At 54.7% G+C, this 25,170-nt stretch carries 20 protein-coding genes and 1 pseudogene; 6 read left to right on the forward strand and 15 right to left on the reverse strand.

Features of this window, described 5'->3' with window-relative positions:
- Positions 1-42 precede the first annotated feature (42 nt).
- From rfbG to PSTEL_RS20415, 3 genes are read right to left on the reverse strand one after another with little or no spacing between them, the layout of a single operon-like run.
- Positions 43-1,152 (reverse strand): CDP-glucose 4,6-dehydratase, encoded by a 1,110-nt coding sequence (rfbG, locus tag PSTEL_RS20405; protein ID WP_038698183.1) that lies wholly within the window; start codon positions 1,150-1,152, stop codon positions 43-45.
- The gene (gene rfbF, locus PSTEL_RS20410; RefSeq protein WP_038698186.1) at positions 1,119-1,889 is read right to left on the reverse strand and encodes a glucose-1-phosphate cytidylyltransferase; all 771 of its coding nucleotides are present in this window, start codon (positions 1,887-1,889) and stop codon (positions 1,119-1,121) included. The genes rfbG and rfbF overlap by 34 nt, the downstream gene beginning before the upstream one ends.
- A gap of 32 nt (positions 1,890-1,921) precedes the next feature.
- A complete protein-coding gene (locus PSTEL_RS20415) occupies positions 1,922-2,788 on the reverse strand; it encodes a glycosyltransferase family 2 protein (RefSeq protein ID WP_052098736.1) in 867 nt (288 codons plus the stop codon).
- A 192-nt stretch (positions 2,789-2,980) separates the two neighbouring features.
- Between PSTEL_RS20415 and PSTEL_RS20420 the strand changes: the two genes are divergently transcribed.
- The 4 genes and pseudogenes from PSTEL_RS20420 to PSTEL_RS20435 all read left to right on the forward strand — a co-directional run.
- A complete protein-coding gene (locus tag PSTEL_RS20420) occupies positions 2,981-3,961 on the forward strand; it encodes a glycosyltransferase (RefSeq protein WP_052098738.1) in 981 nt (326 codons plus the stop codon).
- On the forward strand, positions 3,954-5,759 hold the full coding sequence (locus PSTEL_RS20425; protein WP_038698188.1) for a glycosyltransferase: 1,806 nt from the start codon (positions 3,954-3,956) through the stop codon (positions 5,757-5,759). Before PSTEL_RS20420 ends, PSTEL_RS20425 begins: the two co-directional genes overlap by 8 nt.
- Before the next feature lie 124 nt (positions 5,760-5,883).
- Positions 5,884-6,639 (forward strand): AAA family ATPase, encoded by a 756-nt coding sequence (locus tag PSTEL_RS20430; protein WP_052098741.1) that lies wholly within the window; start codon positions 5,884-5,886, stop codon positions 6,637-6,639.
- A 106-nt stretch (positions 6,640-6,745) separates the two neighbouring features.
- Positions 6,746-7,192 (forward strand): annotated as a pseudogene (locus tag PSTEL_RS20435) (ATP-binding cassette domain-containing protein); the annotation flags it as partial.
- Positions 7,193-7,333: 141 nt separating this feature from the next.
- Here PSTEL_RS20435 and PSTEL_RS20440 read toward each other — a convergent pair.
- The 6 genes from PSTEL_RS20440 to PSTEL_RS20465 all read right to left on the reverse strand — a co-directional run bounded on the left by PSTEL_RS20440 (position 7,334) and on the right by PSTEL_RS20465 (position 14,772).
- Positions 7,334-8,557: an anaerobic sulfatase maturase gene (locus PSTEL_RS20440; RefSeq protein ID WP_179944941.1), complete on the reverse strand. Its 1,224-nt coding sequence runs from the start codon at positions 8,555-8,557 to the stop codon at positions 7,334-7,336.
- A 94-nt stretch (positions 8,558-8,651) separates the two neighbouring features.
- On the reverse strand, positions 8,652-10,118 hold the full coding sequence (locus tag PSTEL_RS20445; protein ID WP_038698194.1) for a sulfatase family protein: 1,467 nt from the start codon (positions 10,116-10,118) through the stop codon (positions 8,652-8,654).
- Between the two features lie 32 nt (positions 10,119-10,150).
- A complete protein-coding gene (locus PSTEL_RS20450) occupies positions 10,151-11,668 on the reverse strand; it encodes a sulfatase family protein (protein ID WP_038698196.1) in 1,518 nt (505 codons plus the stop codon).
- 7 nt (positions 11,669-11,675) lie between these two features.
- The gene (locus tag PSTEL_RS20455; protein WP_038698198.1) at positions 11,676-12,542 is read right to left on the reverse strand and encodes a carbohydrate ABC transporter permease; all 867 of its coding nucleotides are present in this window, start codon (positions 12,540-12,542) and stop codon (positions 11,676-11,678) included.
- Positions 12,543-12,556: 14 nt separating this feature from the next.
- Entirely contained in the window at positions 12,557-13,429 is an 873-nt protein-coding gene (locus PSTEL_RS20460; RefSeq protein ID WP_038698201.1) for a carbohydrate ABC transporter permease, read from the reverse strand.
- Positions 13,430-13,473: 44 nt separating this feature from the next.
- Positions 13,474-14,772 carry an ABC transporter substrate-binding protein gene (locus PSTEL_RS20465; protein WP_038698203.1) on the reverse strand — a complete coding sequence of 433 codons (1,299 nt, stop codon included), beginning with the start codon at positions 14,770-14,772 and terminating at the stop codon, positions 13,474-13,476.
- A 225-nt stretch (positions 14,773-14,997) separates the two neighbouring features.
- Here PSTEL_RS20465 and PSTEL_RS20470 point away from each other — a divergent pair, with 225 nt between their 5' ends.
- Positions 14,998-16,035: a helix-turn-helix domain-containing protein gene (locus tag PSTEL_RS20470; RefSeq protein WP_038698205.1), complete on the forward strand. Its 1,038-nt coding sequence runs from the start codon at positions 14,998-15,000 to the stop codon at positions 16,033-16,035.
- A gap of 99 nt (positions 16,036-16,134) precedes the next feature.
- Here PSTEL_RS20470 and wsfD read toward each other — a convergent pair whose 3' ends face one another.
- The 3 genes from wsfD to PSTEL_RS20485 are packed head-to-tail and all read right to left on the reverse strand — an operon-like array spanning position 16,135 to position 20,605.
- Positions 16,135-17,556: a glycan biosynthesis hexose transferase WsfD gene (gene wsfD / locus PSTEL_RS20475; protein ID WP_038698207.1), complete on the reverse strand. Its 1,422-nt coding sequence runs from the start codon at positions 17,554-17,556 to the stop codon at positions 16,135-16,137.
- Between the two features lie 20 nt (positions 17,557-17,576).
- Complete coding sequence (locus tag PSTEL_RS20480; RefSeq protein ID WP_052098744.1) at positions 17,577-19,532, reverse strand: LTA synthase family protein; 1,956 nt, start codon at positions 19,530-19,532, stop codon at positions 17,577-17,579.
- Between the two features lie 56 nt (positions 19,533-19,588).
- Positions 19,589-20,605: a LacI family DNA-binding transcriptional regulator gene (locus PSTEL_RS20485; protein ID WP_038698209.1), complete on the reverse strand. Its 1,017-nt coding sequence runs from the start codon at positions 20,603-20,605 to the stop codon at positions 19,589-19,591.
- 217 nt (positions 20,606-20,822) lie between these two features.
- On the opposite strand from PSTEL_RS20485, the gene PSTEL_RS20490 reads away from it, so the two are divergent.
- Complete coding sequence (locus tag PSTEL_RS20490; RefSeq protein ID WP_038698211.1) at positions 20,823-21,875, forward strand: 2,3-butanediol dehydrogenase; 1,053 nt, start codon at positions 20,823-20,825, stop codon at positions 21,873-21,875.
- Between the two features lie 204 nt (positions 21,876-22,079).
- On the opposite strand, the gene PSTEL_RS20495 is transcribed toward PSTEL_RS20490, so the two are convergent.
- The 3 genes from PSTEL_RS20495 to PSTEL_RS20505 form a co-directional block, all read right to left on the reverse strand.
- On the reverse strand, positions 22,080-23,243 hold the full coding sequence (locus tag PSTEL_RS20495; protein ID WP_038698213.1) for a hypothetical protein: 1,164 nt from the start codon (positions 23,241-23,243) through the stop codon (positions 22,080-22,082).
- Positions 23,243-23,809, reverse strand: a complete 567-nt coding sequence (locus PSTEL_RS20500) for an RNA polymerase sigma factor (RefSeq protein WP_245624995.1) — start codon at positions 23,807-23,809, stop codon at positions 23,243-23,245. Before PSTEL_RS20500 ends, PSTEL_RS20495 begins: the two co-directional genes overlap by 1 nt.
- Before the next feature lie 379 nt (positions 23,810-24,188).
- Positions 24,189-25,097 (reverse strand): helix-turn-helix domain-containing protein, encoded by a 909-nt coding sequence (locus PSTEL_RS20505; protein ID WP_038698215.1) that lies wholly within the window; start codon positions 25,095-25,097, stop codon positions 24,189-24,191.
- Positions 25,098-25,170 lie beyond the last annotated feature (73 nt).

Genomic DNA, 25,170 nt, shown 5'->3' on the forward strand with positions numbered 1-25,170 from the left:
CTTAACGGGCCTTGGCTTGCCGGCCGTAGATTAGCGCTTCGATTAACCGCGGGACTGTTCGAACAACTCGATCTGTGAGCGGCAAATCTGAAGCATGTCTTTTCCATCCAAATAAGCTTTATACCAAGCGGCTGTCTGTGACAAAGCCGTATCCAGATTCCATCGGGGCTTCCAGCCGAGCCGGGCCTTCGCCTTGGAGCAGTCGAGCTTCAACGCCGTAGCTTCATGCAGGTCGCCGCCGGGAACGACTTCATATGCGGCACCTTCTCCCCATATCCCGCAAAATCGGCTGACTACCTTCTCCACATTTTGCGAATCCCGTTCCTCAGGCCCGAAGTTCCAGGCTTCCGCATACGCGGCTCCTTCCTCGTAGAGCCGCTGCGCCAGAAGCAGATAGCCTCCAAGAGGCTCCAGTACATGCTGCCAGGGACGAACCGCATACGGACTTCGAAGGACGGAAGGAGCCTGCTGGCCGAAGGCTCTGACGCAGTCCGGGATCAGCCTTTCGGAGGCCCAGTCGCCGCCACCGATCACATTGCCTGCTCTTGCCGACGCAATGGCAACCCCATGCCGCCCATAATGGGCGGGATTAAAGAAGGAGTCGCGGTAAGCTGCCGTAACGAGCTCGGAACAGGCTTTGCTGTTGGAATACGGATCAAAGCCGCCAAGCGCATCATCCTCCCGGTATCCCCAGAACCATTCTTTGTTGCTGTAGCTTTTGTCCGTGGTTACGTTGACGAACGCCTTCACCTTGCCTCCCTGGAGGTTATGAAGGCGGACCGCCTCAAGCACATGGACGGTTCCCAGCACATTAATGGCATAGGTGTCCACCGGCCGCTGATAGGACGCCCTGACAAGCGGCTGTGCGGCGAGATGGAGCACAATATCCGGGTCAGCCGCTTTCACGGCGGACTGCAAGCGGGCTTCATCCCGGACATCTCCGGTGACCGGAGTCACAAGCTGATCGACACCGCAGCATTGATACAGGTTCGGATCGGTTGGGGGAGCGTCGGAATATCCGGTGACCTGAGCGCCGAGCTGGTCCAGCCAAATCGACAACCAGGAGCCTTTAAACCCCATATGGCCGGTCATGAATACTTTTTTACCTCGCCAAAAATTTATTTTCTCCACGGCGCATTCCCCGATTTCCATAGCTGGTCAAGATGATTTTTATCTCTTAAAGTGTCCATGGGATGCCAGAAGCCATCGAAGCGGTAACCCATCAGCTGCCCTTCGCGCGCAAGAGTTTCAAGCGGTTCCTGCTCAAATACGGTATGATCGCCTTCAATGTAGTCGAAGACTTTCGGTTCCAGCACAAAGAAACCGGCATTGATCCAGGAATTGTCGCCTTTGGGCTTCTCCTGAAATACCTTAACCTTGTGCCGGGAATCCAGCTGCATGGCACCGAATCTGCCCGGAGGCTGGGTAACGGTTACCGAAGCAAGCTTCCCGTGACTTTGGTGGAATTTGAGCAGCGCGTCAAGATCAATCGAAGACAGGCCGTCACCGTAAGTCATCATACAAGTCTCATTACCGATGAAATCGGCTATCCTCTTCAGTCTACCGCCCGTCAGCGTCTCAAGACCCGTATCCACCAGAGTAACCCTCCACGGCTCGGCCTTGCGCTGATGAATGATGACTTCATTGCCGCCGGCATAATCAAAGGTCACATCCGAATTGTAGAGATAATAGTTGGAAAAATACTCCTTGATCACATTGCCTTTATAGCCGAGGCAGATCACAAAGTCGTTAAAGCCGTAGTGCGAATACAATTTCATGATATGCCAAAGAATCGGCTTCTCCCCAATCTCAATCATCGGCTTCGGACGCAGATGCGATTCCTCGCTTATACGAGTGCCGTAGCCTCCTGCCAAAATGACGGCTTTCATTAACAGACATCCCCTTCCTTGATTAAGCCCGGTTATCCCTTCAGCACCTGGTTCAGTACATTCATCAAGGCCGCTTGATCATATCTTCTGACCTCAAGGTTCCGGGCAAGAATCTTCATGATCCAATCCCGCTCGGATTGGGAGCGGGTCCGGCCGAAGCATAACTGGCGATGAAGCTCCCATTCTGTAGGAGATAGATGAAGTCCCAGACGGCATAGTAAGTCCATCCGAACCCGATCCGCCTGCTTCCGCTGTTCCATGCTCTGGGTCCGGCTCAACTGCTGATCATGAAGCCGATAGCACAAGCCGTGCTGCTTCAGGTTGGCAATACGCGTAATAGAGGACAGCCGTGCCCAAAGATTGTAGTCTTCCGCATATTGGTAGGCAGGGTCGTATGGAGGTCCCGAAAGTTGGTCCAGAACCCGTCTGCGCATCATTACGGTAGGATGTGTCAGACAGCAGTGAAACAGCAGGGAGCATTCCAGAATATCCGGATCGCAAGGAAGAGCGGTAAGGGCCTCGTTCGGAAGGGTGTTCATAATCCGGTACTGCGTTCCGCAGACCCCGATATCAGGATTCAGATCCATATAGTCAATCTGAATCTTGAAGCGGTCCGGCAGGCTGTAGTCATCCGCATCCATTCTCGCAATGTATGTTCCCGAAGCCAGATTCAGGCCATGATTCAGGCTGTACACAATACCTCTATTCGTCCCGTTATCCATCAGCCTGATCCGGGAGTCCGAATACTGCTCCAGAATCTTCAGGCTGTCATCCGTTGATCCGTCATTGATGATAATGAATTCAAAGTCGGAATAGCTCTGCTGAAGCACACTTTCCACCGCAAGTCCCAGAAACCGGGAAGCGTTATAGACGGGCATCAGAACGGAAAGGTTCGGCATCCAAATCTCCTCCTTAAACAGTAAATTCCTGCCTGCGGTTCGCAGATTGGACAATTTCACCGGGTGATCCGCACATTTATGGTTGTTCATCATAGTTATTTGGAGGAGGTGGGCGTACTTCACATGCATTGGCGGCAGCGGAATCATAGGATACATCATCTCGTATGCAAAAGCTGATCAGGAGGGTTCTCCATGAGAATTTTGCAAGTCGCTCCAAATCATGAAACGGTCCCTCCCTGCAGGGATGGCGGAACTGAACGCATCATCTATCAACTGTCCGAAGGACTGGCACGCAGAAATCATGAAGTCATTTTGTTCGCTCCGCAGGGAAGCCATTTCTCGGGAACCGTGATCCCTTACCCGTTCTATGGGGATTACTCCATCGGTTCCTATGTCATGGAGCATCTGCCTCAGGACATCGATATCATTCATGACCATACTTTCGATTCAGCTCTGAGCCGTACCGGAGCTCACTTCCCGCTGGTCCATACCCTTCATCTGCCTGTCAACAACGCAGTGGAATTTCCAATCTATGTAAGCCATTCCGCCCAACAAGTAATTGGAGGCGGATACGGATATTATGTACACAACGGAGTGGAAGCGGAGAGCTACGAATTCAGCGCCGAGAAGGATGATTATCTGCTGTTCATGGGGAGAATCGTCCGGGAGAAAGGCATCGTTGAAGCCATGTCGCTTGCGGAAACGACTGGTCGGCGGCTCGTAATCGCAGGTCCTTTGCATGATGAAGGGCTGTATTTGAATGAGATGGTCCCCCGGCTGAAGCGCAACCCGCTTATGCAGTACGTCGGCCCGGTCGGCGGCAGAATCCGCCACGATTTATTAAAGCGCGCCCGCTGTCTGCTGTTCCCTATTCAATGGGAAGAACCCTTCGGACTCGTTCTGCTAGAGGCCATGGCCTGCGGTACTCCCGTTCTCGCTTTATCAAGAGGTGCGGTACCCGAAATTTTGTATCCTTTTCCCGAAATGAGCTGCGACTCTCTCGATCAAATGACGGAAAAGCTTCTGTACTACTCTCCCCCTTATCCTCCCGAGCAACTAAGACATCATGTGCAGGAGCAGTTTTCCGAATCCAAAATGATTGACGGTTACCTTTCCCTGTACCAGTTGGCCGTCTCGGAGTATAGAAGCAAAGGAGGGATTGTCGATGTATGAGCGGAGTATCCTGCATTTTGACGGGAATGAATGGATCAAATTCGAGCGAAGCTGCAGAATCAGCGATACCTTCACCTATGAATTCTGGGTCAAAGCGGATGAAGCTCAGATTATGGATGAAGAACGGAACACCGGAGCAGACGGTATAGGCGGGAGAAACTTTCTGGTGGGCCCGGGCTTCTACCCGGAGGGCGCCGCCGGCTGCGGAATTTCGGTTGGCACCAACGGAATCTCGGTCTACGAGCACTCTGTCAACCATCTTCCCGCGAGAATGGTCTTCGCCTATGACTTCTCGGATTGGCAGCATGTTGCTGTTGTATGTGATGAGAAGAAACTGCGGCTGTATATTAACGGAGTGGGGGTTAAGGGGGAAAGTCTGCCGACCAGCGCCGGGCAGCTTATTCCCTCTCTCTGTCTGGGCGGACATGAACACTACGGCACGTTCAAGGGCCAGGTCCGGGAGTTTCGCCTGTGGTCCACAGCCCGAAGCGAACTGGAGATTCGCAACAGCATGTTCATGAGCCTCGGGGGAGACGAGGCCGGCCTCTACTTCTACCGCGACCCCGAACGAGGGTTGTCGGTTACAGGAGGAGTCAGACGATATCTGGATGTGAGTGTCATCATTCCCTCCTTCAATAAATGCCCGTTGAATTATTTTTCATTGCTGAGTCTGGAGCGGCAGCACTTCCCGATGGAACGGATGGAGGTTGTTTTTCTGGACGACGCCTCCACAGACCACACGCCTACCATGTACTATTCACTGCTTCCGGAGTTCTCCTTCATCTACGTTCAGCAGCTACGTAACAAAGGGAGATCCCGGATTCGGAACATCGGCGCAAGCCTAGCTTCCGGCTATACCCTGCTGTTCGCAGACGCCGAGATGATCAGCGGACCGGACTGGGTCATGAATCATGTTCGGCATCATCAACAAGGGGAACGAAAAATCGTATCGGGAGCCATGCGCTCCAAACATCTGTATACGATGACAGATCCGGACTATTCCCCTGAACAGATAGTCGATATGGCCGAGATTTATGAGGGACATCCTACAGCAGCGCCTATTATTCACGAATTTATGCAGGGCAGCCAGCCCCCGATACAACTGCTTCCCTTTGAATGGATGTTCGACCCCGATCATCTGGATCAATGGAGCCGCCGGAACGGGTATTTTCAGCCCTTGCTCGACACCTATGGCTATCGCTTCAAGCTGTTTCATTATGCATGGCTGAATTTGATTACGAGCAATGTGTCGATCAGGAAGAACTTTTTTGATGAGCTCGGGGGCTTCGAAGAAGATTTTATCGGCTTTGGCTGGGAAGACTGGGAGCTTGGATACCGTGCAGCCATAAGTGGAGCGCTGTTCATTCACGACGACTCGTTGACCAATTATCATCAAGCTCACCCCATCTCGGACCGGAATATGCTGGACTCCCGAACGAACTATTTATTATTTTGCCAAAAACACCCCCGGAGTATGGAAGTACGACTCCTTGCCCTTACCATGCTGCCCGACTGGATCACCTTGCCCGAGCTTAACGACTATTTATCGGAATACAACAATATCCGGGCCATCTACAAGAACAGATTCACTGTTCTCGACCAATATCTGAACAAAGCCTTTGATCTTCTTCTGGACCGTCTGGGGCAACAGGAAGACATCAAACTGCCGATCGCACCGTCGGTATTGGGGGAAGGCTCAGAAGCAGCCCTTCATGAGGAAATCGCTGGAATCCAAGGGCTGGAATCCTTTCCAAATCTGTTGAAGCTGGTTGAACGAATATCCAAATATTTCTATTGAGACAGCAGGCCGAATTGAGAGCCGGGAAGGCCAGTAAGCAGATCCCGGCTTTCCGTTCGTACTTGGAAGGAAAGATTGATAATGATAGAGTGAAAGAAGAATGGCATAGGGAGGAAGATGTGCATTGAAGAATGACCGGCTGTATTTGAGGCATACGGAGCTGCTGCGGGACAAGGTTCCGGCCTTTGGCGAATATCCGTTTCATCTGCCCGCAGTGAAGACGATGAGCCGGCTGGAATTCAGCCAGCCCGTGACCTTCCTGGTGGGAGAGAACGGCAGCGGCAAGTCCACGCTTCTCGAGGGAATCGCGGCGGCATGGGGCTTTAACCCGGAAGGCGGGACGCTGAATTTCTCGTTCTCCACCCGATCCTCCCATTCGGTGCTGCATGAGTATCTGCGGATCGCCAGGGGTGTGAGACGGCCGAAGGACGGCTTCTTCCTGCGCGCAGAGAGCTATTATAATGTGGCTTCCTATATTGATGAATTGGACGAACAGCCGTCCTTCGGCCCCCCGCTCCGGGATTCCTACGGCGGCAAATCGCTGCATGAGCAGTCGCACGGCGAGTCCTTCCTCTCCGCTTTTATTCACCGCTTCGGCGGACGCGGACTGTACATACTGGACGAGCCTGAAGCCGCACTCTCGCCCCTGCGCCAGATGACGCTGCTGGTCCGGATGCATGAGCTGGTACAGGCGGATTCCCAGTTTATCATCGCCACCCATTCGCCGATTCTGATGTCCTACCCGGGAGCGTCCATCCGGCTGCTGGAGGAAGAAGGCATACGGGAAGTCCAGCTTGAGGATACCGAGCACTACGCGGTAACCAAGGCGTTCATGAACGACCGTGAAGGCATGCTGCGCGATTTGCTGGGAGACGAATAAGGATAAGCCCACGCCACCGCCTCGGTGGAGCACATGATACCCGCCGACCAGCTTATGCCCGGTTATGCGATTTTACTGTGCCGCTGCCTTGTGTTTATGCGATCCCCTGCGCGGCGACATCGTGTTTGACCAGGGAGCCTTCGGCTATGAAGAACGCCGGCCGGTGCTGCAGAATTTATCCCTGAACATCCGCGCCGGGGAGACGATCGCTTTCGTCGGTCCTTCCGGGGCGGGCAAGACAACGGTCTGCAGCCTGCTCCCCCGTTTCTATGAAGTAACCGGGGGCGGGATCGCAATTGACGGCACGGATATCCGGCGCTTCAAGCTTGAATCGCTGCGCCGGCAGATCGGGATCGTGCAGCAGGATGTCTTTCTGTTCTCCGGAACGATCCGGGAGAACATCGCCTATGGCAAGCTCGATGCCGGAATCGATGAAATCTGGGCGGCGGCCCGCAGAGTCCATCTGGAGGAACTGATCCAGAGCCTGCCGGAAGGAATGGATACTGTGATCGGCGAGCGGGGGGTCAAGCTGTCGGGAGGACAGAAGCAGCGGAAGCGCAAGGCAGCCACGATGCGTCCTGCGCGGCCCGCCGGTGCACTAATGCAAAGACCCCGCCCTTCCCTGAGTTCATCAGGGAGGCGGGGTCTTGATTCGTCAGCAGAGGGAAAGAGAAATCCCCCTCCAGTCATGCGCTCAGACCAGTGAAGCGCTCTGGACATCGTCCAGACAGCATTGCTTGAATTTCCGGCCGCTGCCGCAGGCGCAGGGGTCATTTCTGCCCGGGACCTTGCCTTTCAAATATCGGCGGACATTGGACTCGAACTGCCGCAGGCGGAGACCGCCGGCGAGAGACTTCATTCGCTCGTCGGCGTGAGCGTAGATCATTTGATAGGAAGCGCAGAAGTAGTCAGGCTCTGAGGTCTTCCGATTATCGGACCAATTCCGGTTCCGGGGGCAGCCTCCATGACACAGTGCTTTCCACTGGCAGGAGCGGCAGGGCTCGGGAAGGCGCGGCTTCAGTGCTTTGAATTCGTCATAGACGGGACTCGCCAGGATGTCGTCCAGGGAATGTACACCTACATTCCCGAGCTTCCATTCCTCGCCAATGAAGAAATCGCAGGGGAACGCATCCCCGTTCTGCTCCAGCACCAGCATGTCGGGACAAGCGGAGCGATGGATGCACAGTTCTGCTTGTCCATTCATATACACGCTCAGCATGTTGTCGAAGAAGCGGACGGACAGCTCGGGAGCGCCGCCGTTGTACCAAAGGTCGAAGGCTTCACACAGGAAGACGCCATATTCCTCCGGCGTTATTTCGTATACGCCGGGACGGTTTGTCTCCTGGGACCGGAAATCCATACAAGGAATAAACTGCACATGGTCAAACTTTTCCCGTTTATAGAAAGCAATCAGCTCCGCTGCCCGGCTCACATTTCCTTTATGAATGACTGTCAGGATGTTGAAATCCACTCCATGCCGCCGTAAATGGCCGATGCCGTTCATGACCCGGTCATGACTTCCCTGTCCCCGTGCATCCACTCTTCTGGCGTCGTGGATTTCCTTCGGACCGTCCAGACTGACTCCGACCAGGAACCGGTACTTCTTCAGAAATGCCGCCCATTTGTCGGTCAGCAGCGTGCCGTTCGTCTGAAGCGCATTGCTGATCACGGTGCGGGGCGGCGCATACTTCGCCTGCAGGGCTACCGCTTCCTCGAAAAAATCCAGCCCGGCCAGCAGAGGCTCGCCTCCCTGCCAGGCGAACGCCGCGACCCCGTCCGTATGCCGCATATAGTCCTTCATAAACGTATCCAGCAGCGCGGAATCGATGCGGTTAATCTTCCCCGGCTTGCCTCCGCATGTGCTGTAATAGCAATAATCGCAGGCCAGATTGCAGTCCTCCGAGACCGTCTTCCACATAACGCTCAAGCTTCTCCCGCCTGCTCCGGTGCACAACCCGCCCATAGCAGCTCCAGCTCCCTTCCTTGCCCGGACTCCTGTTGCCTTAGTTTCGTTATATTTCCCGCTTCGCCCGGGTTATCGGTACTGTATCGCAGGTCGCCTGATAGAAATCAAGCATGCGCTCTTTCAAAGAGGCAAGCTCCTCCGCGAGCGAGGGATCGCCGATTAGATTGACCCTCTCTCCCGGGTCGTTCTGCAAATCGTACAGCTCGTCCTGCTCGTAGAAACGGCGGACATATTTATAACGCTTCGTCCGGATCATGGTCGCCTTCGTATGCTCCGGCCCTTCGCTTCGCTGCATTTCGCCCCGGGGCCAGTACAGGCTTCGCGGGTCCTCGTTGTACGGCGTCGATTCATTGCAGTGCAGCTCCCCATGCATACGCCCGCCTTCACAGAATACGGCATCCCGATGCTCCTTAGAAGTTCCCCCTATGCAGGCTGCGAGGGAACGGCCAAACATTGTATAGTCCGGTTCAATTCCCGCATAAGCGTGGACGGTGGCGCACAGATCAACCAGCTCCACCAGCGCATCGCGGATTCCCGGACGAACAGGAAAGCCCGCCGGAGGCTTCACAATGAACGGCACCCTTGTAAGGCAATCGTCAAATGTATTCTGCGTCTTCTCCACAAGGCCGTAATCGCCCGTATAATCACCGTGATCCGAGAAGAAGAAGACCGCCGTCTCTTCGTAGATTCCGGCGTCTTTCAGCGCATCCAGCAGCAGTCCGAATTGATGGTCTACTCTAGCGCACATCCCGTAATAAGTCGCCCGAAGCTCATCCCACCGTTCCTCCGTCCAGCTTCCCATATTCAGCTTCTCCCGCAGACCGGACAGGATGGAAGGCTTGCCTTGCAGTCCCTCTTCGCTGATCCGCTTCGGCAGAAGCGAACGGTCAATAATGCTGTGCCAAGGATCTTCAACAGCGTAAGGCGGATGAGGATACAGCAGAGGAAGATAGATGCACAGCGGCTGGTCCTTAGGCGCCTGCTTAATGAATTCGATAGCCCCGAGAACATGTGCCCAATCGCTGTCACCGTAGAACGGTTCATCCTCCCAGGTCTCAATTTTGCCGGCATAGAAGGAATAGAATGTATCGTCATCCGGCTGCCCGCGCTTCAGATCGGGTCCGAACATCGGCTTGGTACTTGAAGGAACATGCTTGTGGCTGCAGTAGGCATCATAGCCGTAAGCCGGGTCCACCAGATCGTTCTTCCCTCCCCACCATACGTTGTAGCCGACATCCTTGAGCGTCTTCAGCAGCACCGGTTCTTCCGGCTTCATCATGTGATACATGGTCCGGTGTCCCCGCACATGGGGGTACAGGCCGGACATGAACGAACAGCGGCTAGGCGTGCATACGGGATTCTGGCAAAATGCGTTGCTGAACGAGACGCCTTCCTCCAGAACAAGCCGGTCCAGATTCGGTGTCTCTGTAGCGGGGTTGCCCATATGGCCGAGGACATCTCCCCTCCATTGATCGGGGTTAAACAGTATGATATGCGGTTGCTTTACGGACATGGCACTGGCCCCTCCCCCTTTATTTCAATTCATCATCGAAGTTCCTTCCATTCACTCTCCAGACCCAGACGCCGGAACTGCTCGGCTGGCGCATCATTCTCTTTCATCAGCCTCAGAAGCAGTTCGATCATCTCCTTCTCCACCGCTTCATCCGAGATATGCTCGCGCTGCAGCGGGTCGCGCTCAAGATCATACAGCAGATGACCATAATGATGGAGATGGCCATTGCCGCGGCTTGGAATCTTCAGCACCTGAACCTCTTTGGTAAAAGTAAAAGGACCCGCCAGCTCCGCGCTCTTCAGTTCGGCGGTATGGAACCTGTTCCTCATATGCGTCGGCATGAGCGTATACTCATACAGCGGCTCGTTCGCCGGCGAGGCGGCGGCCCGCATATAGACATAGCGTCCGTCGGTCACACAGACATGTCCGCCGTGAATTCCGAACAGCGCAGCCCGCCGCACCGGCCTGTCGTCCGCAATCGTCTCTCTCAGCGCAGAACCCTGCATGTCTGCCGGTTTCTCCACGCCGAAGAAGTCCAGCAGCGTCGCCGGCAGGTCGATCGTTTGGACAAGGCTGTCTCTCCATTCTCCCTGTTTTCCGCTTCGCGGGTCCCAGATGAACAAAGGAGTGTGGGCGACCTCATTATAGAAGGGCTGTACGCATTTGGCCCATTGGCCGTGCTCGCCGAGAAGAAACCCATGGTCCGTATTTACGATCAGCAGAGTGTCCTTCCACAAATCGAGCTCGTCCATAACGTCCAGCACTTTCCCCAAATAGCGGTCGCACATGCTGAGCAGGGCGGCGTACCGCAACCGCAGCTGCTCCACTTCCTCCTCCGTTTCCGTGACCGGACCGTAGGCCGGCCAGTCGCGGCCGATCGATTCATGAATCCCGGGATACAGCTTCCTGTAATCCTCCGGACTGTAGAATGGCTCATGCGGATCAAAGGTCTCCAATTGGAGGAACCAGCGATCGGCTCCGGCATTATGGCGAATAAACTCGAGCCCTTTGGCGAAGGTGCGGGCTTGCGGAAAATCATCCTCCGCCCGGATATACTTGCGATTAACGCGGTCCTGGCGCCGCATCCGGTTCACGATGTCCAGCATGGGCGCCGGAATATCCGGCCTTGTCAGGCTGTTCGGATCATGGCCCCCCTCATCCTCCACCTCGCCTTTCCAGGGATCTCCCTCCTGCCCGCGAACCAGCTCGAAGCTTCGGTAGCGCGGATGATAGGTCCCTCCCCCATCCTCCCAGTAATGCTGATGGTCGGTAACGAGATGCGTATAGACGCCGGCCTGGCCGAGCTTCTCGATCGCCGAATCGTCGAACGGCTCCAGCGGTCCCCAGCTCCGGTGCAGGAAATTATACCGCCCGGTATGCAGTTCCCTCCGGGCAGGCATGCAGGGCATGCTCCCGATGTAGCTGTTGCCGAATACGACGGAGCGCTCGGCAAGGCGCTGAAACTCGGGAGTGCGAATCCAGTCCGGCCCGCCGTAAGGAGAGAGCATATGCCGGTTAAGCGTATCGAACATGACCATGATGGCTTTCACAAATGGGTCATCCTTTCACACTTGATGAGATGGCGCTTCGGATAAACTGCTTCTGGAACAGCAGAAACATAACCAGTATCGGGACCGATACCAGCAGGGTCGCCGCCATCAGAAGATTGTACTGAACCTGGTTCTCGCCGCGAAACACCTGCAGGCCAAGCTGAATCGTCCGCATCGAAGGGCTGTTCGTGTAAATAAGCGGGTGGAAGAAGTCGTTCCATACCCCCACGAATTTGAAAATGCCCAAAGTCGCCATGAGCGGTCCGCTAAGCGGTAGATAGATGAGAACAAAGAGCCGTGCATAACCCGCTCCGTCGATATAGGCCGCTTCGTCGAGACCCCTTGGCATCTGCAAATAGAACTGCCGCGCCATGAATACCCCGAACGCTCCGGACAGCTCGGGCACAATGAGCGCATAGTAGCTGTCCAGCCAGCCGTTGCCCCCATGTCCGAACAAGTCATTGCCTCCGAACAGCGGAATGGATTTCAGCACCAGGAACTGGGGAATAACCGTGACCTGCGCCGGAATCATCAATCCGATGAGCAGCAGGAGGAACAGTACACTTCCGCCCTTAAAGCGGATTCTGGCAAAGGCGAATCCTGCCATGGCGTTAAACACCAGACTGCCGATCACCGCCGAGGCGGTAACCAGAATGGAGTTCTTGAAGAATAATCCCCATTCCGCCATCTGCAGCGCCCGCAAATAGTTGGAAGGATGCCAGGCATCCGGCAGCAGCCTGGCGGCGCCTGCCGCAAATTCTTCATCTCCCTTCATGGAGGTGAAGAACGTCATAAGCAGCGGCAGAATCGCCAGCACCGTCACGAGCAGTAGAATGAGGTACGCCGTCAGGCGTTCCGTCCTCGTCGGATTCATCTCGTTCCCTCCCCTTATTCCATTCCGGTATTTCGGCTTCCCAGCTTGTATTGAAGCAGCGTTATCGCCATGGTAGCCGCCAGCAGAACGACAGCCATTGCCGACGCATATCCCATCCGGTAGTCCTGAAAGCTGGCGCCCACAATTTGTGTAACGATCGTCGTGCTGGAATTGGCCGGTCCGCCGCCCGTCAAAATATAGACCAGGTCGAATACCTGGAATGAACGGATCGTCGATACGATGAACAGAAACAGCAGAATCGGCTGAAGCAGGGGAAGCGTAATACGCGTGAATTGGCTTATTCCCGAAGCCCCGTCGAGGGCCGCGGCCTCGTACAGGCTGTCCGGTATGCTCTGAATCCCGCCGAGCAACACAATCATCGCAAAGCCCATTCCCGTCCAGACGCCAATCACAATGACCGATCCGAGCGAGGTATCCGGGCTCTGCAGCCAGTTCTTCCCCGCGATTCCGAGCAAGGACAGCACCCGGTTGACCGGTCCCTTAAGCGGGTCCAGCAGCCAGAGCCAGGTCATGGCGACAGCAACGGAGGACAGCACTCCGGGCAGATAGATCAGAGCCCGGAAGGCGGCCAGTCCTTTGAGCCGCACCGTCAGCAGGGCGGCCAATACAAGTCCGATCACCATGGACGGAAGAACCGTACCCAGCCAGTACCACGCCGTATTCGCCACAGCTCTTCCAAAGACGGGATCATGTGCGAGCTTCATGTAGTTGGCGCCTCCCGTCCAAACGGGCGGCTGAAGCATCGTATAATCGGTAAAGCTCAGATAGATGATTCGGATGACCGGAATGAGCACGAACACCAGAAACAGGAGCATGCTCGGAGCAATCAGCAAATACGGAACAATCCGGTTCCATCCTTTATTCATATTTCTCTCCTCCTACTTGAACGAAGCGCCGCAAGGCGGGCCGCTTACTGGGCGGCCGCGATTTCATCCCTGGCGAGCTTGGCGTTCTCCTTCAGCGCATCGGCCGGAGCTTTTATCCCGTTATAAGCTTCTTCCAGGGCAAGCCTCAAGTATTTGACATCGATCGACCATTCTTTTGCAGGCGGATAGCCTTGCGCGTTCTTCATGGCCTCATAGGATATTTCATTCTCCGGGTGGGCCTTTAAATAATCGGCCTTGACCGATTGCAGAGGAGGAAGATTCCCCGTTTCGGTCGTGTACTTCAAAATGTTATCCTTGCTGAACCAGAACTTGATGAACTCCCACGCTTCCTCGGGATGCTTCGTAGCGCTCGCTGCGGTGAGGAACGTTCCCAGCATCAGCGATGTCTTGCTTCCATCCGTGCCTTCGGGCGGGAGAGACCAGCCGATCTTGTCACCGCCGACCGAAGCTGTAAGCGACGCCGTCTGTGAGGCCGAGATGAACGCCATCGCTGCCTGGCTATTCTGGAAGGGGGTTCCATTGGCCGACTGCTGATTGCTCGCCATAAACCCGCCGGACTTATACAAATCGACCAGACGCTCGACGAGTTTGATCGATACATCGGAATCAAACTGCGGGTCGCCTTTGTCATCGTAAAAGTTCTGTCCCAGCAGGAGCAGCAGCGAGAGATAGGATTGCTCGCCGTTGCTGGTTTGAATATCAAGCCCTGAACGGACCGTCTGTCCGTTCTCTGTCTTCTTGAGTTTATTGGCGTAATCGAACAGTTCATCCACCGTCTTCGGCGGTGATTCCGGATCAAGCCCGGCTTCCTTGAAGAAGTCTTTTCTCCACGCAAGCGGACGTACATCCGGCATCAGCAGCCCGTACTGCCCGCCCTTCCATTGACCGGACTTCCAAATATCGGGGAAGAAGTCGGATGCGCCTTCCCACTTATCCTTGTCGATGTATGGCTGAAGGTTGAGATATTTGCCCTGATCCACCGTGGAGATCAGTTGCCCGAAGCCAAGCCCGTGAACATCCGGCTGCGTGCCGCCGGAGTAGGCGACCGCCAGCTTTTGAAAATACTGGTCCCAGGGCACAACAGTCAGGTCTACCGAAATGCCGGAGTGCTGCGCTTCAAACGATGCAATCGTCTCTTTAATCGCTTTGGTCCCAATTTCGCCCGCATTGGGGTACCAGAACTTCAGCGTTACTTTCTCCGATCCGGCTTCATCCGTCGTCTTGCCTGCTGCCCCGGAACTTGACGTCGCCCCGCAGCCGCCGAGCACAAGGGCAAGAATAATAGTCAGCATCATGAATCCCGCAGTTAACCGATGTTTCATTGGTGATCCCCCTAATAATGAACGTTTGGTCGCTCCGCGTTTCATCCGGTTGACCGGTAAAAACACAGACATAGTATTCCTACTAATTTACTTGTGATTTGGCCGTCCAATGGTTATCATTATAGCATCGAGGGAAGCCCCCCGTATTTATCCGGGAGACCTCTTTTTGTACCAAAAATACAGATTCCCGGGTGAACTCTCAGAAATGAAAGGGGAAGAAGCAAGATGCGGACTGCATGGTCGGAGGAAGCCGGGGCGGCAAGTGAGCACGAAGCCGATCCACATGAGGACGAGAAGCGGAACCGGCTGAAGCATTGGTACCGTCAGGGACGTAGTCTCCTGGAATTTCAAAATCACAGCTCATTGGACAACCTTACTGTTAACATCCGCTGGCTGAAGGAGTGGTGTCTCCACGAAGGTCATCCCTATCAATATTTGTTCGAGCATACAGTCATCTGGCTCGTGACCGAAGGCTCCGCCATCATCACGCTGGGCCGGATTCCGTATAGAGTCAAAGCGGGCGACATCGTATGCATTCCTTCCCGAACGTATCAGACCTGGGAGGAGATCGGCCGGGATTCGCCTTTTTGCTACCTTTCCTTTGCCTGCGAAGCCAAGGTGGGCGTCTTCGATTTTATAAGGCTGTACCGTTTCCCGGTCGTAGAATCGAATGTTCAGCCTTCCCGGTTCCAGTCACTCGTTGAGTCATGGCGGAGGCTCGCTGACACCTACAAAAAATTCCTTGAGCCCTTCTCCGGCTCCATTAATACGGAAGATGAATATATGAACGGAGGGTCCCCCCTCCCCCCGGTAACGCTGGACACCGGGCAGACCCTTAACTATTTGCAGGTCAGAACGGAAGGTCTTTCCTGGATGCTGGAGCTGTTCAAAGCGCTGGCTCACCAGCTGCCGGAACGCCCGGCGGCGTATGACAACCGGGTGTTCGAATTATGCGATCTGATCGCCACCCGCCTTTCGGAGCCGCTGACGCTTGAAGAGCTGGCGGAGTCCGTATCCCTCGGCAAAGAACAGCTGCGGGCGCTCTTCAAGGCGGCGCTCGGGATGCCGCCCATGAAGTATGTTCAACGCGTCCGGATGCAGCGGGCCCAGGAGCTGCTTCTGCTAACCCCGCTGCCGATCAAGGAAATTGCCGGTATGGTCGGCTTCGAGAATCAGCATCATTTTTCCCGCGCCTTCCAGCAGTATAACCGGGTCTCCCCCCAGCAGTATCGGGGACAGCAGAAGAATAAAAGAGAAGCATAAAGCCAACCGCTCAAGAAGCCGCTATCGCCGATTATGCGGACGACAAACAGCCGTGATGCCCAGAGCATCACGGCTGTTTGGTTTGAAGCAGACCAGAATCTAATAGGAATCCCGCCGCGAAGCAGTCAGCTTCCGCACGACCCAGGCGAACATCGCCACGGCCATCATATCGAAGCTGACGTTGAACAGGAACAGATGCTTGCCGATGTCGGCGCGTCCGTCGCCCAGAATCGGAACGAGGAACGAGAAGATCCCGATCAGCCCCAGCAGCATCAGAAGCTCGCCTGCGAGGCGGGCTCTCCGGTCACGGCTGCGCACGTATTCGAAGATCGTAACGGCGTAATACACGAAATAGAAGACGGCGATGAACCACAGCTTATGCGGGAGCAGCTTGTTCTTGAACTCGCTCCAGGCGCTGTACGTATAAGCCAATGCACCACCCTGCTTCCCTTCGCTCTTCTCATAGCTTCCGAGATAGTAGGGCCGGATCGACATGCCGTTCGAAGCCGCATACTCCATATTGTCCAGCAGCCGGCCGGGATTCTTCAGATAGAAGACCAGCACATCCTTATGGGAAACCCGGTCGTAGAAATCCGGGACAAGCGAAGGATCGTCCTGCTTGATCGCCGTATCCTGCTGAAAATAGTTCGTTCCCGCCAGCACCTCAAGCCGCTCCGGCAAGCCCAGCTGGCGGAGATCGCCCCGAACATCGTCCGAGCCGTTCAGAATGCCGTAAAAGACCGTCTGATACAGGTTAATATGCTTCAGTTCCTTGGGCGCGGCGACATAGAGGACGACGGATACGACAAAGGTGGCCGCCGCGAACGAGATCGCCGCTTTCCTGAACCTTGGTCCCGCTTCAAGCGACGACAGGCGCAGAAAGATCAGGGCGAAGGCGATGCCGATCGGCGCATTCTGAATCTTCGAGCAGGTCAGGAACAGAACGGCGATGAAGAAGAACGTCAAATCCTTGACCGTGGGCGCCTCCTTCGCCAGCAGCCGAAGTCCGAGCGCGAACGCAAGCAGCATCGACACAAGGGAGACCGGCTCGCCGAACAGCGAATTGAAGTACGCCGTATACCCGATATCGTAGAACACGAACAGCAGAACGCCACCAAGCAGCAGCCCCGCTATGTAAGAACGCCCGGCATTATATTTCACAAGCAGCCAGGTAGCGGCCAGCAGCAGGATCGCATACACAGCCGCCAGAATGCGGATGTCGAACCAGTTGCCGTGGAACAGGCCGCCGAGCAGCCTTGCAGGCAGAACAAGGAAAATCTGCGAGGATGGATAGAACCCGCGAAACAGCGATTCATAGGCGAACCTGGAATGACTGTAGCTGAAGAAGCGGTCAGCGTACGTCTCCGCAGCATCGTAATAATTCAGGCCAATCGTATTCATCATGCGCAAAAAATCTCCGTTGTCGGCAACTCCGACGAACGGTCCGAGAAAGAGAAGGCCGAGCAGCAGGCCGAAGCCCGCCGCCACAGCCACAATATGCGGTTTAACCCATGATTTCATTTCCTGTTGCATCCTTCCTGTTAACGCTTCGGCAGCAGCTTGACATACTCATCGGACAGAGCCAGAAGCTTCAGCATATACTCGTAATCCCCTTCGTATTTGGCGAAATCGGAGACGGGCTTAAGACTCTTGAGCGAGACGGCCTCGCCGTCCTGAAAGCTTTTGCCGGGAACAAACATAATGTCATCGTTGAAAAAAGAGCCGGACGGCAGGTAATATCTCATCCCCGCCACGTTATGCTTGATGTTCAGCAGATCATGCCCGAACGCGATAACCCCTTCTTCTTGCAGCGATACCCCCAGCAGATTGGCGAGCGTCGGCATAATATCCGTCTGTCCGCCCGTCCGTTCGATCACCTTGCCCTGCGTGGAGCCGGGCATATGAATAATGAGCGGGATATTGAACCGGCTGACGCGGGAATCGTAGGGAATGCCCAAGGCCTGCTCCACCTGCTCCGGCGGAACATCCTGAGGCTGAAGGCCGAAATGATCCCCGTAAAATACCAGCACGGTATGATCCCACAGCCCGCTGCTCTTCAGGCCGTCAATCAGGGTGCCGATGGCATAGTCCGTGTAATTAACCGCGGTCAGATAGTCACCAAGCATCGTGTCCTTAAGGTCGTCAGGCACTGTTATTTTTCGGAAGGCCTCCGGCACTTTAAACGGGTGATGGCTGGAGGCGGTGACGAATTGGGCGTAGAACGGCGTACCCTTTTGACTAAGCTTGGAGAGCTTCTCGATCCCGGTCTTATATAACTGCTCATCCGAGGCGCCGAATGAATTGAAATGGTCGTTCTTGAAGTACGGCTTGTCGTAATAACCGTTGAAGCCGATGGCAGCGTACAGATCCTTGCGGTTCCAGAAGCCTACATTGTTGATGTGGAACGTATAGCTCTCATATCCCTTGCTCTCCAGTACTCGCGGCAGGCTCGGCAGCTTCCGGTCACCGAACCCCGTGGACATCGCGAGCGTGCCGATCGGATAAATCGACGTATTGCTCATGAATTCGGCGTCGGAGGTATTGCCCGGCCCGATCTGCTGATACACCTGCGGGAAATACAGCCCCTCGTCCGCCAGCTTGTTCAGGTTCGGCGTCAGCTCTTGCCCATTCAGCGACTGATGCAGCGGGAAGTTCTGAAAAGCCTCCATCTGTATGACAATGACATTCTTGCCCTTCATCGCTCCGTAATAATCGGCTGCCGGCGTGCCGGTAGGCTGTCCGCCGTAATTATAGGAAGCTTCCAGCGTCTCAAGCTTGCCGATCGTATCCTCTATATTCCCGGTTCCGACCAGATTGCTGTTCTGATGCTGGCGGATCGCGGCAACCACCTCATAATTCAGAAAGCCTGCGCTTTCCGCCTGTACCAGCTCATTCGTAATTCCGGTTGAGGTGTGAATCGTGTAAGCCGACCAGGAAGCGCCTGCCACAATGCAGAGAAGCGGAACGACGAAGCCTGCTCTAACCCGGAACCGCCCGGATTCTGGGGAATAGGCAGAATAGGAGCCGATAGCGGACCCGCCGCGCGGGCCATAGGAGGACCAAGGCGAATAGTCGCGACGGCGGCGGCGAAGCTTGCGCGCGATCATCCATAACCCGTACAGAAGGAAGTCCGCGAAGAACAGATAATCAACCATCTTCACGGTCGATTCCACGCTGTCCCTGACCTGGAACACCTGATCCAGCTCATACAGAGCCAGATAGGTAGGGACTGATCCGAAATGGTTGAAGTAGACGCTTGCGGCAAACAGAATCAGCGACAAAATCAGGTTGAAGCACCAGAATGCAGCCGTTCTTGCCCTGGAGGGCACCACTGCCGCCAGAATTCCCATAATCAACAGCACCGGCGCGGCATCCGCCGCCACCCATTCCCAGGCGATCCGGTCGAAGAACAAAAACCGCAGCAGCAGCAGCTTCAATAGAAGCAGACCTGTTACGGCGTAAAATGGTCCGGTGATCCTTGGTTTTTTTCCATACATGCCTATCCCTCTTACCCCTTAATTGTAATATTGTAAATAATCGCTGCGGCGAAGAGCTACGTCCGCATGACTGCAAGACTGGATTCCCGCACAATGAGCCGTGGCTCAAGCCGCACCTTCTCGTATTCACGCTCCGGACTCTCCAATATCCGTCTTAGCAGCATTTGAGTAGCCAGTCCCGCCGCCTCGCTTCCCATGATGGAGACCGAAGTGATCTGCGGCTCCGTGAGGACCGTCAGGGGATTATTGTCTATCCCGACTACGGCGATATCCCCGGGCACACGGATTCCCAATTTTTTGAAACGGTTGACGATGCCGATCGCAACCATGTCATTGACCGCATATACGGCGTCCGGCCTGCGCTCCAGATGATAGAAATAATCGGCGGCGCGCTCCCCCATCTGAGTGGATAATTCATCCCCCAGATAGACCAGACTTTCATCATAATGGGCAACGGACTCTTCATAAGCGATATACCGGTCTTCGATCAGCTTCGTGGATGTGCCGGCATAAGCGATTCTCGTCCTCCCGATCCCCTGCAAGTGCTCCATAACGAGCTTGCCCTCCAGCACCGACAAGCTGACGATATCCGCTTTAATCTCACCAACCAGCCGTTTCCCGAAATTCAAAATGGAGATGGGCACAGCGCATTTATTGATCAGCGCGGCTAATGTTTTGGGATATGCCAGCGGCATGATGATCATCCCGTCCACATGCAGCTGTTTGATGTCACGGACCGCTTCGAGTTCAGTCCTCGGATTTCCGGATGTGTTGATCTGAATGACCCGGTAGCCATATTGCTTGGCCATCTGCTCGACTGACCAGGCAATATCCGGAATGATGGCATTGCGGATGTCGGGAACGACCAGCGCAATCTGTTTGGTCTGCCGGACCTTCAGACTCTGAGCCGCCCTGTTGGGGGAGAACCCCATCTCCTCGATTATTTTAAGAATTCTGGCCCGCGTCCCTGCGCTGATTTCCCCGGAATTGTTGATGGCCCGGGATACGGTGGCGATGCTCACCGAAGCTCTTTTGGCCACATCCTCTATCGTGATCTTGCTTCTGTTGGTCATCAAATATTTCCCTTCCAACCTTAAGTCTAGCGAATTTCGATTCTCTGTATCCTAAGATATCATACCTTATCCTCCAGGAATAACAACTTTAGTAATTTCTGAAGCCATTTCCGAACAGCCTTTGGGTTTGACATCTGCTTGAGGATATGTAATCATTAATCCCGGAAACGTTTACGGTTCTGTGTTGAAAATTTCGCTTTATGGGAGATGGAACTTGATGCAGGCATTGAGATGGCATAATGTGAAAGACTTGAGAGTGGAGACAATCGATGAGCCGAAGGTCCTTCCCGGAAAGGTCAAAATCCGTGTGGAATGGTGCGGAATTTGCGGCAGCGACCTTCACGAATATGTGGCGGGTCCGATCTTTATCCCGAAGGATAAAGCCCATCCGTTGACCGGAGAAGCCGCTCCAATCGTTATGGGCCATGAATTCTCGGGTGAAATTGTCGAAGTCGGCGAAGACGTGAACCAGTTCAAGGTCGGCGACCGGGTTGTTGTTGAGCCGATCTTTGCATGCGGTACTTGCGAGGCGTGCAGACAGGGCAAATATAATCTCTGTGACAAAATGGGCTTCCTCGGACTGGCCGGAGGCGGGGGCGGTTTTTCCGAATACGTTTCCGTAAATGCTAATATGGTTTTCAAAATTCCGGATTCCTTGTCCTTCGAGCAGGGCGCTCTGGTCGAGCCGTCCGCTGTCGCGCTTCATGCCGTCCGTCAAAGCCAGCTGAAGGTCGGCGACAAAGCCGCCGTGTTCGGCGCAGGACCGATCGGGCTGCTGGTCATCGAGGCATTGAGAGCCTCGGGCGCCGCCGAGGTCTATGTTATCGAGCTGTCCGAGGAACGCAAGCAGAAGGCGATAGAACTAGGCGCCGTCGTCTTGGACCCGAGAGAATGCGATGTTGTGAAGGAGCTGCATGACCGTACTTACGGCGGTGTCGATGTCGCGTACGAGGTAACGGGCGTTCCGTCCGTGCTGTCGCAATCGATCAACTCTACCAAACTGGGCGGCCAGGTGATGATCGTCAGTATTTTTGAAAAAGACGCTCCGATCACCCCGAACAATATCGTGCTGAAGGAACGCAACATGACAGGCATTATCGGCTACCGCCACGTATTCCCTGCCGTTCTTAGCCTGATGGAACAGGGCTATTTCCCGGCGGACAAGCTTGTGACGAAGAAGATCAAGCTGGACGAAGTGATCGAGCAGGGCTTCGAGGCTCTGCTGAAAGAGAGAAATCAGGTCAAAATCCTCGTCTCGCCAAGACCTTAACGGGCTGGCTATATTGAACTGTTGAACTAATCCCCTAACATACACTTGCATTTGGCATCCGGGCCGTCCCCAATGACTTGACTGGGGGACGGCCCTTCGTTCGTCTGCCGCTATACCGGTCGCTCTGTAGTTGCTCTCTCATAGTCACTCTCTCATAGTTACACTTTCATCCATCACTCTTACCTATGCCACTATTCCCAATGCCTACTTTTCCGCCACCGCAGGGCTTATCTCAAATCTCCATACATTTCCCGAGAGATTGTAGGAGACCTCAATATCTGGCCAACCGGAGTGTGTGAATGTGGCGACTCCGGGAGCCTTCGGATTTTTCTTAAGCTGATAATCCTTTAGTTTCAGGCTGTAGGTAGAAGGCAGAAGCCCTTCCGTCGCCGAGCGTATCTGCTGTTCACTGACCGCCAGCAGCTTCTTGTCCCGCTCGGCCTGAACCTTGGCAGAGTCGGATTTTCCGTCGAACAAAGCCGTATCGGTAATCCCGCATACAACCCGGGTAAAAGCATCCATCGTAACATAAGCCTCGCCTCCGAAGCGAAGTGTCAGCAAATCTATTGTCCCATTAACGAAGCGATAGGCTCCCGTCACAGTCAGATTTGTCCGGTTCTTGTTCATGAACTTCAGCGCCTTGATCCCCTCTTCCATTATTGCAGAATCCAGGGTTCCGACATCCGGCTCGAAGCTCATCATTTCAATGTCTCCATTGATGATTTCAACCCGTGCATCGACTGCTCTGAATACAGTCCTCACCTCAATCTTCTCATCCTTGGCTGCATCGTAATCGACATTGCGCGAGGCAGAGTAAGCAAAGTCTCCTTTATAGCCTAAACTCGCCATCACCGCTCTCGCACCATCGCTCAATTTGCGGACACTCTGATCAGGTTTAAGCGAGCTTGTCACTTTCGCCTTCATCAGCTTCCCGGTATCCGTACTGATCCAGAAATACGCGGTGTTGTCCCCCTCGCGGTATGAATATCGCATCAGCTTCTCATTCTTCACACGCTCGGCGCCTTCGAATGGAAGTGAAATTCCCAGCAGATCTTGCAGCGCCTTATCCGCCGTCTTCTTCATGTCCGCTTCCTTCACCGCTCCAGAGGCTGTGGAGAACACATTGCCCGTTCCCCTGTAGCTTAAGAGCGAGCCGTCCGCCGCCGCCCAGCCGAGTCCGGCGACCGTCAGTGCAATACATGCAGCAACGGCTGTCTTCACATAAGGACTTCCAAGGCGCTCCCGCGCTCTCCGGGGCTTGCCTTCGCGGATCATCCGCAACACATTCTCCGCATGCTCCGCCGTAAATCCGCCCTTCTCAAAAGGACCTTTGGCTACCCGTTCGTACCATTCCGGTCTGCTGTCCACTATCTCATCTCCTTCAGCCTGTGTTGGACTTTGCGGCGGGCGCGGTGAAGCCTGGACTTGACCGTCCCGGGCGACCAGCCCGTAACCTCGGCGATTTCCCGGGTAGACATGCCATATTTCAAATCGAGAACAAGCACTTCCCGGAACCCGGCAGGCAGATCCATGATCATATCCCAGATTTCATTGATATGCATGCTGCTGAAATACTGCATTTCCGCCGAGGCCGCAACGACCGCCCCGCCGCCTGCGTTCACCGTGATCTTCCCGTCCGGCAGCGCAGCGGTGTCTCCCCACAGGCTTTTTCTGAAGAAGCGGGATTTGCGGTAGGAGCATACGGCATTTCGTGCGATGGAGAACAGCCATGTTTGAAAGGAGGACCTTCCCCGGTACGTCTCAATGCGGTAGTAGCATTTCACAAATACCTCCTGCGCCAGCTCATCCGCCTGCTCACGGCTCGAAGTCAAATAGTAAATGTAATTCCAGACATCGCTGCCATAGCGGTCCATCACGGCCCGAAGCATGTCCTCGTCCATCTGAACGGCATCCTTCAAATTTTCGAAATTCAATACATTCACCTCACCGGATTAGACGAAATTCAGGCCGGAACGGTTCCCGCTTCCGAAATATACATAACATTATTATTGACTTTGGCAATGAAAAAAGCATCCCATGAGTTAGGGATGCTTCATACTCCAGGCCCAACGCTTGCTGCTTGTTGATCGATGCTAGCTGCCCGCTGCTGAGTGTTCGCGGCTTGCAACTTGCTGCCCGCTGCTTCAGCGTTCGCCGCTTGCCGCTCGTCACCCTGCAGTTCGCTATTCGCCGTCCGCAGTTCAGCATTTGCCGTTTGGCGTTCACCGCCTCGTAGTTCAGCGTCGCCGCTTACTGTTCGATGCGGCTAAGCGCTTACTGCTTGCGGCGCAGCCTTTTTCGATCAGAACATACCTATTCCGCTCTCTTCACCGGCCGTAGTACGGCATAACCATAGCCCTCCGGGAAATGCCGCTGGTAGTCCTGCTTCTCCCCGGCTTCATCCCAGACATAGTCCAGCTCGCCGGGATCGAAGCTCCACGCTTTGTCCTCAACGGCCTTCATGACAGAAGCGTTATCCTTCATATAATCAAACGGAGGATAATAGAAGACCAAGTACTCGGACTCCGGGATAAGCCGGCATTCCATCCCTTCCGGAATATCACCGGTGTAATCCGCGGATACCGGAATTCCGTACAGATAACCTTTTCTCCCCTCCCGGTAAAACCAGCCGGCGGTCTGCCCCAGCTGACCGGGCAGCGTGTGATGGGACATGCTCTCCAGCAGCCCGCTCACCTCGTCACAATCATGGCCGTTCGCCCAGAAGTCGCCGTAATTATCCGATTCGACATCCCAGATTCCGATAAATTGATGGGCCGGTATTCGCTCAATTTTAACCTCTACCTCTTGAAGCTTAAGCTCCGACATGAAGACACGCTCCTTCACCGCATAGTGATAAGGAGAGAAGACTTCGGCCCGAATCGACATTGGAATCGGCCGTCTGGATTCCCGGTACGAAGCGGGCGTCATGCCGAAGGCTCTGACAAAAGACCTGGTAAACGCTTCCTGTGAGGAATAGCCATACTTCACGGCGATGTCTAGAAGCCGCAGCTCCGTGTCTCTGACTTCCAGTGCAGCATGCGTGATGCGCCGGAGCCGCACATAATCGCGCAGAGTCATCCCCGTGAGCAGGTGAAACTGCCTTGTGCAGTAGTAAGGCGAATACCCCAGCCGTTCGGACATTTCCTGCAGCGTTGCCTTCGAATCCAGATGTTCCTCCACCCAGTCTACCATCATTTGGACCATTTCGTTCCATTCGTACAAACCGAAGTCCCTCCTTTCCCCTACATTCTAAGGGTTAGTGTCACCCGATCGCCTGATTCGAGTTGCGGTCCGC

The organism is Paenibacillus stellifer, assembly GCF_000758685.1.
In the GTDB taxonomy this organism is placed as follows: domain Bacteria; phylum Bacillota; class Bacilli; order Paenibacillales; family Paenibacillaceae; genus Paenibacillus_AQ; species Paenibacillus_AQ stellifer.